Genomic DNA, 12,874 nt, shown 5'->3' with positions numbered 1-12,874 from the left:
GAAGGCTGCCAGGCTAGCGAGCTGACCGCAGACATCGATGGACCGACCCAACCCGTAGTCAACCCGAACGGCAACCACCACAGTAGTAGTGCGACCCAAGATAGCAATGCACGCAGGCACTTTTTGTGGAACTCGTTTCGAGTTCAGCATAAAAGCGGTACGCTGTTCGGGTGCGAGGAGGTCTCGAGCGCTGGAAGAGAGGTGTCGGATCGCAGGGGGTTCGACAGGCGCTGGGCTATGCGTTGAAGGGCTCGTGTGACTCGCACCTGCGCGCGACCGTTGGTGTGGATGCGCTCGCCGGATACGGGGATGCGGCAGCCGGCGTCCGACGATTCATCGTTACGGCGGGCGTCATTTCGACGGACACGCTTGACGAGATGCAGTTGCGCAGTTGGGTGGATGGGTGCGATCCGGAGTCCGGGGAGCGGCGTGGGCGCGATCTGAGTTCCGCGGATGCGGACCTCATTCTGGATGGCACGATCAACGCACCGAAATCATTCAGCATCGCCGCACTGATCGCCCCGGACCTGGCACGCGAGTTCGAGGCGCTGCAGGATCGGTTGCGGGATCGGATCATCACGACTTGGCAGGCCGAGCTGAACGCGCGCCGCGGCGCGGGTGGCAGGTTCCGTGAGCCCTTGCAGCGGGTCGAGGTTGTCGAGTTGCAGCATCGTCGTTCCAGGGCGTTGGACCCGCACGTTCATCGGCATCTGTGGCTGAGCGTGAAGGTGCAGGGCGAGGACGGGAAGTGGTCCAACGTGGACTCCCGGGTCGCGATGAGGCTGCACACCCTGATCAACGCCGAAGGCGAACTCGCCGCCCGCACCGACCCGCAATGGGTCGCGGCGCTGGCCCGCCACGGATTCACGCTGAACGCCGAGGGCGAGATCGCGGAGCTCGCTCACGCGGTCCGCCCGCTGTCGCGCCGGTCGACGCAGATCGAGGCAAACCGGGCTGTACTGCTGGTTGAGTGGCGAACCGCGCACCCGGGGCAGGAACCAAGCCCAGATCAGATGCACCGGATCGACCGACTGGCGTGGGCGAAAGCCCGACCAAACAAGCCTGGTGATCTCGACGAAGCTGCCTGGGAAGAACTCATCGCAGGCGAACTGGCCGCGATCGACCCGGGGATCCTGCGAGGTCGTGCCCCGGTGCCGGTGCAGGCCGGGACAATCGAGGATCTGGATGTGGCGTTGTTGGCGGCGCGGGCGATTGTGGATGCAGACGCGCGGGCCGCGTCTTGCGGGGGCCGGTTCAGCCTGGTCGACGTGCACGCTGGCGCCACCCGCGCCCTCGCGGCAACCGGGATCGTCGTCCCCCGCGAATCGCTCCAACCCGTGCTCGAGCAGATCATCGAGCGCGCGCTGACGCTGACGGTGGATCTGCTGGCTGCGGAAGAGGAACGGCCCGCGCACGTGAAGCGGCTGATGGCATCGACCACAGCCGCACTCAAGACCGAGCTCGCCGAGCGCTTCGACGCCCTCACTCGGGCGGGCGCCGCGGTTGAGCCCACCCTGATCGTCGCCGCGGCAGAAGCGGTGCTGCGAGAGCACGTCGAACTGGATAGCCGCCAGGTGCAGGCCGCCGCCGCAATCGCCGGGACCGACAGGTTGGTATCGGTGACTGGGCCTGCCGGCGCTGGAAAAACGACCATGCTGCGCGCCGCAAAAGAGGCGCTTTCGCAGCGCGGCGACCGGATGGTGGTGGTCGCACCAACGAAGAAGGCCGCCTCGGTCGCCGGCCGAGAGATCGGCACGTCTGCCTCAAGCCTGCACGCATTGTTGAGCGATCACGGGTTCCGCTGGGGGCGTGACGAGTCGGGTGCCGATGTCTGGACCCGACTCCATCGGGACGAAATCGACCCGACCACCGGGCTTCGCTACGCAGGGCCGCGCCGGTTCCCACTCCGGGCGGGGGATCGAGTCGTGGTCGACGAAGCCGGCATGGTCGACCTACACACCGCGAACGCCCTCGCGATCGTGGCGGCCGAGACCGGGGCCGGGATCGCGATGGTCGGCGACCACCTCCAGGCCCGGCCCGTCGGACACTCCGGTGCGATGGCGACGATGACCCGCCGTGCCACCGCCGTTGTCGAACTCACCGTCGTACATCGATTCCACGACCCGGAGTACGCCGAACTGACCCTGCGCATGCGTGAACCAGGTTCCAAGGATGAGGCGCTCGCGGTCGCGTCCGACCTCGACGCTCGCGGGCTCATCCACTGTGTCGCAGACCAAGCCCAGGCGCGCGAGGTGATGGTGGAGGCGTACTTCCGCGCCTCGGCGGGCCAGCGTCGGATGGCATTGGTGACCAGCACGAACGAGGAAGCGGACGCGATCAATGAAGCCATCCAGCAACGCCGCATCGACCACGGGCAGCTCGCGCTGAGCCGGATCGCGGTGGGACAGGCGGAGCAGCGACTCCTTGAAGGCGACATCGTTCAAACCCGCCGCAACGACCGCCACGCCAACGTCGAGAACAGGGCCCTGTGGGTCATCCGCAAGCTCACCTGCACCGGGATCGAACTGGTCAGCCTCAACGACAGCGCCGACGTCCGCACGGTCACGCGTGAGTACGCAGCCGACCATGTGCATCTCGCGTACGCGTCGACGGTGCACGGCATTCAGGGCGAGACCACGGATGCCGCCGTTGTGGGGCCGGGTGTCGACGCGGCCGGCCTCTACGTTGGAATGACTCGAGGCCGCACTCGCAACGAAGCGCTCGCGATCGCCCCCACCGCTGCCGCGGCCCGCGCGCAGATCGCGGACAGTATGTTCCGCGGCCTCCGTGAAGTCAGCATCAACGACTCCATCCGCGCTGCCCGCATCGAGCTGGGACGCGCCGCCCGCACCCCCCACAACGTTGCCGATACCCCGCCCGACCTGTGGAGCGCTCAACAAAGTCCAAGTCGCGAACTCGAGCGATACCAGTTGGAGCAACTGAATAAGGGGCTCCATGCGACGAAACAGGCGCTGATCGAGCTGGACCGCCGCATTGCGGATGACGACGCCGGCACGCACGGACACCCCGAAGCCGTGTTGACTGCCGCGCCGATAGTCGCGGCGCGGCAGCAGCTTGTGGCACAGTATGTGGCGGGTGTCGGTGAGTATGTCGAGGCCCGTCACGTTCACGAACAGGCGATTCTCGCCGCAAATGACGCGATGAATGGCAGCGGAGCACCCGCCCCGATCGCTCGGCAGAAGGATGAAGCGCTCCAGGTTTTGTGCCGCTCCTATGCGGGTTGCGGCTCTCGGTTGAGGGTCGCGTAATGGGCTTGCTCGAACTCGGCGGGTGGGACGTAGCCGAGGCTCGAGTGAAGCCTACGAGTGTTGTACCAGTTGACCCAGCCGGCGGTCGCGAATTCGACGTCTGCGATGGTCCGATACGGCCCGTCGTGGAACACGGTCGTGCGGATGCACTCGGCCTTGTAGAGCCCGTTGATCGTCTCCATCAGCGCGTTATCGAACGCGTCGCCGACGGACCCGATCGAGGGTGCGATGCCATCGAGCGCCAGCTTCTCGGTGTAGGCCAGCGAGACGTATTGAGACCCGGCGTCCGAATGTGCCCGCAGCTGCTCGGGCTGGACCGGGTGCCCATCACGCGCTCGTTCCCAGAGGGCCATGCGCAGCGGGATCATCACCAGCTCGACGTGCTTGGTGGTCTGTGCGTGCCAGGCCACGATGCGTTGCGAGTAGACATCGACGATGAAGGCGACGTAGACCCAGCCCGCCCAGGTGCGGCAATAGGTGAAGTCCATCACCCAGGTGTGATCCGGCCGGGGCGCGGTGAAGTCGCGGTTCAGCAGGTCGCCGGCACGGACCCCGTCCTTGGCGGGGATCGTAGTGCGGGTGCCCTTGTCGCGACGGATTCCCGACAGCCCGAGCGAGCGCATGGCCCGGTCGACCGCGCCTCGCGACGCGCCGGGGATCGACGTGCGGCGGATCAGCGCGGTCATCTTCCGCCGCCCGTAGAGGCCCTCGGGAGTCAGCACGCGACGCATCGTCCCGTTGCGTTCGACAATGGTCCATGCCGCGGCGCGGACAGCGTCCTGGACCTGCGCGTCCGTGATCGTCCGCACTGCGACGATGCCTTGCCGGTGGGCTCGGTAGGTGCGCGCGGCGATCTTCACGCCCTGCGCTTGCAGGACCCGGATGATCGACTCGACCGCGTGACCTTCGGCTCTCATCGTGTCAATGAAGCCCAGCATCAACGGTTGCGGGGGTCGAGTTCCCCCGCGAAGAAAGTCGTCGCAGCTCTCAGGATCGCGACATCCTCCCGCAGACGACTGTTCTCGGCCTTGAGCCGCTTGATCTCGGCATGCTCGACGCTGGTGATCCCGTCGCGGGTGCCGTCGTCGATATCGGCTTGCAGCACCCACCGGCGCACCGACTCGTGGCCCACGCCGACCTGGCGGGCAACGGCCGCTGACGCGGCCGTCAACGAGGGATACTCCGAACGATGCTCACGCACCAGCCGGACAGCGCGCTCACGCAGGGCAGGATCGATCTTCTTCGGCATGACATACATCCTTCCAACTCAAAAGGATGCGGCATCAAACCTGGGGCGCTTCAGGACACCGAACGACGCCGCGGCGACGCAGACGCGCGTGTCGTGGTTCGGTCAGCATTTGACGGGTCGGACCTCTCGCGCTGACATGGTCGTGGCATCCCCCGCGGTCACTTCTTGGATCGGCCGGATTCGTGACTGAGCGTGCTCAGCCGCATGAAATGGATGTCGATGACCCAACTGAGCTCGTTGGCGCGCATTCGTTTCAGCGGGCTGGACCTTGATGATGAATTGAACCGAGCGGTTCTCCGCGCGTCTCGATCTCGACCCGCTCGACTGGATCATGTCTGGGACCTCAGCCCAGCTGGGCACCGAGTGCCCAACGAGCACCAGGCGTACTGGCTCGACGGAGGCCGCAAGATCATCACACCTGATCGTTGTGTTGGGGGACACCGAAACCACTCGAGCGAATGAATCGAGGTCGTAGCTGGGCACGTCGTCGTAACCCTGGAAGCCAACCTGGCCGGAATGAAATCCGCAGGGTGCGAGCACATCCCACTCAAGTCACTCTTCGGTGAGAAAACCTTCCAACTCCAGGAGAATCGTCACTTCTTTCCCAACCACAAGCCCACCTGTCTCGAGCGTCGCGCTCCAGGTCAGGCCAAAATCCTCTCGATCGATGGTTGTCTTCGCAGAAGCGCCTGCTCGATACACCTTGTCCGTGTCATAGCCAAATCCGCCCAGCTCGACCTGAAATGTAATAGACCGAGTCACATCGCGGATCGTCAATTCGCCATCGACGAGAAACTCATCACCGCTCACTCGAGCGCCGCTTGATACAAATTCCATCGTCGGGAATCGTGCGACGTCGAGAAAGTCGACCGATCGAAGATGGTCGTCGCGGATCTGCAAGTTCGTATTTACGGATGCTGCGTCGACCGTAGCGTGGAGGACGAAATCCAAGGGATTGTCAGACGCAATCAGAGTGGCTGATTTTACACCAAAAGCGCCCCGAACCTTCGAGACCATCATGTGACGAACGTGGAAGCCTACTTCGCTGTGAGTTGGGTCGAGAACCCACTTACCTGCGCGAAAGCCAGGAACCTCGGTGTTGGTCAGCGTCATTGATCTTCCTCTCCATGAAGGGACGGCGGCGCTCACATGAGCCGCTCGGGCAGGCGAGGCAACTACTTCGACTGGGACGAAGCACGTCAGCGTCCAAATTTTGTTTATGTTCGCAGAACACTCTGTTGGTTGTCAAGAACCACTGAACGGTGCGGCTTGCAAGCTATTCCGCATCGAGACACGTCTCCTAACCGCTTCAGCCAGAAAGCGATGGGGCCCGAGAAGAGCGCCCGCAGCGGCAAGTGGGGGCGAGCTTGTCGTAACCGGCCGCGGGTTCGCGCCATCGCCTATCGTCTTCGTTCATCCTCGTTCGACGGTGTTTCGGGCCATGTAGTTGTCGACGTCGTCGTTCACTGGCCGGCCACCCTTCAGTCCGCGGCGTGTGCGGTGTCCGTGCTGAGGAGAGGGTTCGAGGTGTCGGCGATGATGCTGCGCCCATATAGATGCCTACGGATCACGCTCGACGAGTGTGCCTTGTCGCGGCAGACGCGATCCGGCTGTTTGTACGGCCGATCCGGCCGGCGCCTGGCCGCACGGAACTGATCGCTCAGGAGCGAGCAGCGTCGGGAATCGCCGGCTTGAGCAGTGCTGACGCGCACAACAAACGGCAGTCTTGCACAGGTCGGCGATGGACTCTTCGCGCTCAAACCACCGCATGATCGGCCAATCGGGTCATCCGAGGGATCGATACGCAGATCCTCGCAATTCGATTCGGTCGCCCTCCGCGCGTGGTGGATTCGTCGCGCAATTGTGGGGCGGTCGATGGTTAAATTCACACGGACGGCCCACGAGGTCTCGCCGGCGGAGTCCGCGTCGGAAGGAATCCTTCTCGCATCTGGCGCACGTGAAGATGTTCATTTGTCGCCGACATCATTTATAGTGAACGAGATCAATGAGGACTGATGTCGGCGAGGGTGCCGACACATGGTCGTCTATCAAAGGAGAGGGATCCAAATGAAATCTGTCCAATCGGCTACTGCGGCGTCAGATGGTGCGCATTCGTTCGTTCCAGAAATCTCACAGCCGAACCTTGACCTCCTCGGCCGCGCCCAATCGCTCTACTCACTTATCCATGAACATGCCCCAGACAGCGATCGTGACCGCCGTGTCTCCGAAGTGGTGATCGATGGGCTGGAAGAACTTGACCTCTTCCAGGTCTGCACTCCTCGTCGCTATGGCGGATTCCAGAGCAATTTTCGAACGCTGTTCGAGCTCACCGCCGAAATCGCACGGGGAGATGGGGGTACAGCTTGGGCGTTTGCGTTGCTCAACTCAAACGCCTGGGGCGTCGGCACCTACTCACGCGAGGCCCAGGACGACATTTGGGGCGCGAATCCGCGTGCACGCATCACCTGGGTAACGAATCCTGCTGCCGGCCCTACCGCATCGGCGCGCAAGGTTGACGGTGGCTATGTAATCAGCGGCCGTTGGCCGTACGCGTCAGGGTCCCTCCACGCACAATGGGTGAATCTCGGGTTCGACGTCGAGATTGATGGCGCACCGGTACGGATGGCGACTCTCGTTCCGATGGACGAGGTCACGCTTGAAGACACGTGGTATGTCGCAGGAATGCGTGGCTCTGGGAGCAACACAGTCGTCGGCACAGAGGTTTTCGCGCCGGACTACCGCACTCAAAGCTATGACAATCTAGTCGAAGGAAACTACGCGTCCGAGTTCACCGATGAGCTCGAATATCTCACGCCTTTGGGCCCCAACTTCAATCTAGTGCTCGTTGGGGCTCAAATCGGACTTGCTCAGGCAGCTCTGGATTATGCTCTCGAAAAGCTTCCGACGCGCGGCGTCACATACACAAAGTATGCAAAGGGGAGCGACGCGCCGACGAACCAGATTGCGGTCGCCGAGGCTGCGAACGCGATTGACACTGCACGCATGCTTGGGCGGCGAGCTTGTTATGACATCGATGCCGCCGCGGTAACCAATCGTGGTCAAATCGATCGGGCAACGCGCGCACGTATTCGGATGGATTCGGCGACCATAGCGGTGCTATGTCGAGAGTCCATCGATAAAATGCTCACTGCTATCGGTTCGGCCGCCTTTGCCTCGGTGAACCCACTTCAGCAGGTATGGAGGGACTCGGAAACGGCAAGCCGTCATGCGGCGGTGAACGTGGGCGTTTCGAAGGAAACGTACGGGAAGTCGCTGCTCGGCATCGACGAGTTCGTCATGCCGATTTAGCGAAGGCTCAACCGCTGAGGGCATGGACGCCGCTTCGGTCGTCGACGCGGTGGTCGTGCCCTCAGCCATTGAGTTTCTCAGCGGTAGGCCACGCGTCAGACCGAGGGTCCGGTATTGCAGGGGCCAGCAATTGGTCATCACTCCATCTCGATGCATAGCACACATCCTGTTCGAATGGTCACGACAGTCACTTGTGCCGATTGAACAGCAGGGCTTCGCGGTCGAAGCTCCTGTACAGGTTCAGAGAGCGACCCGCGTGACTCCACAGGGGTGTCAGTCGAGGCGATCCGGCCTGGTGAACTGCTGCCGAAATCGCGCCAGACTAACGGCCACTATGCGATGTTGATCGGCGCGAGGACCACCAGGCCGCTCGCTTCGGGAAGCTCGGAGATGAGCTGCCTTGAACCGGCGGCGACTGACCCATGAACGGGGCGGGCTGTAAAGCCGAGTGTTGCTTTCGGAACTTGCACTCGTTTATTGTGACTACACAGGCTGTGAAAACGTCAGGTAGGACTAAAGTGCATCCGTGCGCTGAACCTGACCTCAGGGTTGAGGAAGGAGGCGTCGATGCGCCGACAACGCTGCCCCGATCCTCCTCGGATATCCAGTAGATCGCGGGAGGGCGAACCGAGACCCTGTCCGAACCCGGTGCGAGCTGAACGGTGTTCCACTGCAGTGAGCTACAGAAGACTTCACTAACCATTTCAGAGCGAAAGGAAGACCGTTCCATGGTCGATAGCAGTTTGCCCCCTGACATCTCCGCCCTCCTGGAGAGGATCGATGAGATCCGCCCGCTGATTGAGAAGAACGCAGCGCAAGGCGAAGCAGAACGACGCGTGTCGCAGGAGTCGATCGATGCCCTCGAGGCAATCGGAGCCTTCCGGGTGACGCAGCCAGCCAAGTATGGAGGATATGAAGGTGATTCTCGTGCGCAGGTCGACGCGGGCGCAGCCGTCGGCAAGGGCGACGGCGGGACTGCCTGGGTCGTCGCGCTCACCAACATCGCGAACTGGCTGACCGCGCTTTATCCCGAGAAGGCGCAGGATGATGTGTGGGGTGAGGATCGCAACGCAAAGGTCTCCGTGGTCCTAGCCACAAACGGTAAGACCCAGCGCGTTGATGGTGGGTACCTCGTCAGCGGGGAGTGGAGCTACAACTCGGCATCGTGGCACACGCAGTGGGCGATTCTCGGGGCCGAGCTCGTCGACGAGAATGGTGACTTCGTTGACACCGCGCAACTGCTGATCCCGCGCTCGGATCTCGGCTTCAAGGACATCTGGCATGTGGCCGGCATGCGTTCGAGCGGAAGCAACGCGCTCAGCGCGACTGACGTTTTCGTTCCCGATCACCGTGTGATGCGTGGGGAACCTGCCTTGCGAGGCACCTACCCTGGCACGACCGAGGACACTCCCGCGGTCTACCGGGCGGGGTGGATTCCCGTGCTGAACATCATTCTCGTCGGCCCGCAGCTCGGCATGGGCCGTGCCGTGCTAGAGAGGGTGATCTCGAAGGCAGACTCGAAAGCCATCGCATACACAAGCTTCGAGCGACAGAGTGACTCGATCGCATTCCAACTCGACATCGCCAAGGCCGCGCTGCTGCTGGAAGCTGCGGAAGGGTTCGCCCACCGCGCCACTGACGAGATCGACATCCCCGCTGCTCAGGGCGTCTATCCGGACTACTTGACCCGAGCTCGAAATCGTGCGTACGTGGGCTGGATCGTCGAGCACACCGCTCGCGCCATTGAGATGTTGCTCACCGCGCACGGGTCGGGAGCTTTCGCGGAAGTGAACCCGTTGCAGCGCCTTTGGCGTGACCAGGCAGTCGCGTCACGGCACGCGTTCGTTCTTCCGGCGCTCGGTTACGAGCTTTACGGGAAGGCCCTTCTCGGCCGCGAAGATGGGGATTCCGTTACGCCTCTGGTTTGAGCCCCCGGCTGGTTCGGGATGGGAGCCACTTCGATCCCGAACCAGCCCCTCCCCCAACAATCGGCATTTGGATCCATATGGCCGAACGAGAAGGGAGACGTCCAAAGCAGTAATCGCTTCTCCTCGCCGGACTGGGGTCTCTTCGCCCGCACACTCACCGCATAGCGATCCAGCGAACTCGCATCGCTGGTGAAGGCGGGCCAAACTGCGTGCGCACTGGGTACCGCACGGCATTTTGTCAGGGGCATCCTTCACATCGTGGTGGTACAGCGAACCGAGGTGCATCATCTCGAGTGCTGTCGCGTCCTCGATGACATCGATACTCAACATCGTCCAGCTGCGGTGATGAGCGCCAACGCCGGCCGCACCCGCTTGCCGACGGCTTCATAGAGGTAGCGGCTCGCGGCGTCGGCAATTCGGTCGGTGACGCCCACCTCTTTGACGAGGCGGTCGACGCGCGCGAGGGCCAACAACGTCGCGATCCTCACCGGCGACTCGCTGTTCTCTCGCGCGAACCAGATCATCGCTCGGCAGGGCGAGCGATGAATTCGCGTCCACGACCATGTTTTCGAGCCGTCGAGCAGCTGGAACGCGACCCCGTCCTTCTCCCCAAACACGACGACCGGCCGTTCGAGCTCTGCCGGGCCCATCGCGAAAATCAGACCCGATTGCGCAGCCGCGGCGATGAGCGAACCAGTCTTGTCGGTGAGTACCTTGAGGTAGATGCCATTGACCTCTCGTCCGACCCGGACGAGCCTGGCAAGATGCCGGGCACCGGATAGCGAACTGGTGCGATGACGATGTCCTACCTCCTGCTCGGATAGCGGACGGATGCAGCACCCGTCTCCCTGCTCGCGCGGATCGACGAGGGATCGAGCGCGTCGCCGGGGTGAAGATCCCTCGATTCTCGACGCTGAACTCCTCGAACTGCGCGAGCACGAAGCGACCGGCGCCACGCTCGACCTTGCCGGCTCCTGGTCGTACGAGGCCGTCGCGGCGCTCGAGGCACTTCCCACTGTGTGGTGGGAGTGGCGCTAACGCGCTTCGCGCAAGCGGTCGGCGATCGTTCCAGCTGATCCAGCCTTGCGGGCGCGCGGGGACGGCCTGGCGCAGAAACGGCTTCCGACTCTCCTGGCTTCGGGTGCTTTCCATGCGGCGGCGAACGCAATTGCTTCGCGTGTGGGGTTGACTGCCTCGAGGCGGTCGGGCGCAGCCAAGACGACATCGAGTGTGTCCTGTTCGCGGGAGCGGCCCCGGCTGGTAGGTCTTCGTGGTGTCTATGACGCATCGTCACCCGCAGGGCAGAGGCGCTCGCTATCGGGCGGAGAGTCATGGGGCGCCCCGTTTCACGTCGTCGCCCGACGCTAAGGGACACCCAGGTTCTCCCGTGTGGACGCCGATGATCTGGGCACCGCGGTTCGTGACGGGACCGCCCCTGCGTAGACAGCCGGCCCCAACCGGACTCGCGTCGACAAGCCCCGAGTAATCGTCGCCGACACCATCCTGATCGGTCAGATCAACAGTCCGGCGACTAGCGGGAGGGACGGCCCTCACAGCGACCTGACTCGGTGATTCGTCAAACTCAACCCCGCGCACAAGGCTGGACTTCCGATAAAAAGTAAGTCAGAATAAACACAGGTCGCTGCGACGAGCCGGTCTTGAAATGCTGGCTGGACACAAGGCCCGGATGTGAGAAGTCACAATAAAGTGTTCGCTGCGATGGCACATACGAGAACCGGCTGGACACACACCAAGGATGGTAGAAGTCATGACGTCAGAAAGCCCTACCCCGAAGCACGCGCAGGAGTCGAGCAGTGGGGGTGGCGCTCTGGTCCTGGACACGCTCTCCGCAGACGATTTCCGGGCGATCTTCCGTCGGCATCCTGCTGGCGTGACCGTCGTAACGGCAGACGCAGGAACCGGCCCAGTCGCCCTCACGGCCACATCGGTCGCCTCTATGAGCGCCGATCCGCCGCTGCTAATCTTCTCCGTGTCATCGTCGTCCTCGAGTGCGCGCATCCTGAAAGATGCCAATACTGTCGTCGTCCACTTCATCGGCCCAGACAGCATCGAGATCGCCAAACTTGGCGCGACGAGCGGAATCGACCGATTCGCGGACTCGACCATCTGGTCCCGCCTCCCAACCGGGGAAGTGGTGTTTGATGCGGTTCGCACGTGGATCCGCGCGCGGGTGGTGAATCGGCTGGAGGCGAGCGGATCGACCATCGTGATCGCACAGGCGATCGAGTCGAACTACACGGCGGCAGAACTCGATCAGCAACCGGAGCGCGAAGGACTCGTCTTCATGAACCGAAGCTGGCACCAGGTCGGAGAGCGCTCAGCAATTATCTGAAATCAGGATTGACCGGTAGCACCCACGTTTCAGGCGGTGGACGAAAGCTCGTCCACCGCCTGAAACGTGTGTGCTACTTGGCGTAGGCCGCAGTGATGCTGTGCAGCGCCGCGTCCAGTGCATCGCCATAGGCCATCTCTTCGACCTGATAGACAGACGGGCGCCCGCCGGCAACCGTGGCACCGCCGCGGGCGACCAATCGAAGCCAGTCCTCGGTTGCCTGGATGACCCTGTCAGCAGGTGCGAGCGCATTGACCAACCCGACCTCCCGCGCGCGTTCCGCCGTGAACGGCTCGCCGCTGGCGATGTTCTCGATCGCAGCACGGGCCCCAAGCCTCTTGATGAGGGCGACTTGAGCGACGATCGGCCATACTCCGACGCTGACTTCGTAAGAGCCGATCTTCGCGTCCGGGACGGAGACGACATAGTCAACGGCAGCAACGAATCCTGCGCCGCCCGCCAGAGCGTCTCCGTTCACGGCTGCGGCAACGGGCTTCGGCAAGGTCGGCAGCAGCTTGAGCACGCGGATCAAGCCCTGGTAAAAGGGAACGGGATCAGCGCCGGCCTTGATCGCCGGCACATCAAGGCCGCCGCAGAACGCATCGTCGCCGGCTCCGGTCAGTATGATGCCGGCCACCGCCGCGTCATTTGCCGCAGCGATTAGTTGGTCCTCGATGCTCTGGAGCACCTCGGGATTGAGAAGATTCCGCCCGGGGCCCGCGATTTCCACGGTCGCAATGCGAACATCGTCAGTCATTAGTCTCTC

The 12,874-nt window shown here is 63.0% G+C and carries 9 protein-coding genes; 5 read left to right on the top strand and 4 right to left on the bottom strand.

Annotated features, from left to right (window positions below):
* Positions 1 to 284 precede the first annotated feature (284 nt).
* Positions 285 to 3,269, top strand: coding sequence for an AAA family ATPase (locus C2868_RS11785; RefSeq protein WP_103663406.1), 2,985 nt, complete (start codon positions 285 to 287; stop codon positions 3,267 to 3,269).
* Here C2868_RS11785 and C2868_RS11780 read toward each other — a convergent pair.
* Both C2868_RS11780 and C2868_RS11775 read right to left on the bottom strand, forming a co-directional pair.
* A protein-coding gene (locus tag C2868_RS11780; RefSeq protein WP_103663393.1) for an IS3 family transposase occupies positions 3,233 to 4,518 on the bottom strand; the annotation gives its coding sequence in 2 pieces (ribosomal slippage) (positions 3,233 to 4,245 and positions 4,245 to 4,518; 1,287 coding nt in all). The genes C2868_RS11785 and C2868_RS11780 overlap by 37 nt on opposite strands.
* A gap of 552 nt (positions 4,519 to 5,070) precedes the next feature.
* Complete coding sequence (locus tag C2868_RS11775) at positions 5,071 to 5,631, bottom strand: YceI family protein (protein ID WP_036299422.1); 561 nt, start codon at positions 5,629 to 5,631, stop codon at positions 5,071 to 5,073.
* Between the two features lie 924 nt (positions 5,632 to 6,555).
* On the opposite strand from C2868_RS11775, the gene C2868_RS11770 reads away from it, so the two are divergent.
* Positions 6,556 to 7,827: a sulfonamide monooxygenase SulX gene (locus C2868_RS11770; RefSeq protein WP_103663397.1), complete on the top strand. Its 1,272-nt coding sequence runs from the start codon at positions 6,556 to 6,558 to the stop codon at positions 7,825 to 7,827.
* Positions 7,828 to 8,555: 728 nt separating this feature from the next.
* Entirely contained in the window at positions 8,556 to 9,755 is a 1,200-nt protein-coding gene (locus C2868_RS11765) for an acyl-CoA dehydrogenase family protein (RefSeq protein WP_103663396.1), read from the top strand.
* A gap of 323 nt (positions 9,756 to 10,078) precedes the next feature.
* Here C2868_RS11765 and C2868_RS17830 read toward each other — a convergent pair whose 3' ends face one another.
* Positions 10,079 to 10,405, bottom strand: a complete 327-nt coding sequence (locus tag C2868_RS17830) for a hypothetical protein (RefSeq protein WP_036299416.1) — start codon at positions 10,403 to 10,405, stop codon at positions 10,079 to 10,081.
* Positions 10,406 to 10,586: 181 nt separating this feature from the next.
* Between C2868_RS17830 and C2868_RS17460 the strand changes: the two genes are divergently transcribed.
* The gene (locus C2868_RS17460) at positions 10,587 to 10,793 is read left to right on the top strand and encodes a hypothetical protein (protein ID WP_036299415.1); all 207 of its coding nucleotides are present in this window, start codon (positions 10,587 to 10,589) and stop codon (positions 10,791 to 10,793) included.
* A gap of 718 nt (positions 10,794 to 11,511) precedes the next feature.
* Positions 11,512 to 12,108 carry a flavin reductase family protein gene (locus tag C2868_RS11750; protein ID WP_373457229.1) on the top strand — a complete coding sequence of 199 codons (597 nt, stop codon included), beginning with the start codon at positions 11,512 to 11,514 and terminating at the stop codon, positions 12,106 to 12,108.
* 73 nt (positions 12,109 to 12,181) lie between these two features.
* On the opposite strand, the gene C2868_RS11745 is transcribed toward C2868_RS11750, so the two are convergent.
* A complete protein-coding gene (locus C2868_RS11745) occupies positions 12,182 to 12,865 on the bottom strand; it encodes an enoyl-CoA hydratase/isomerase family protein (RefSeq protein WP_069696851.1) in 684 nt (227 codons plus the stop codon).
* Between the last annotated feature and the right edge of the window lie 9 nt (positions 12,866 to 12,874).

This window comes from Microbacterium sp. CJ77, from assembly GCF_002911615.1.
Lineage (GTDB): Bacteria > Actinomycetota > Actinomycetes > Actinomycetales > Microbacteriaceae > Microbacterium.
Note: the sequence above shows the minus strand (reverse complement) of the source record. Positions and strands in the feature narration are given on the sequence as shown.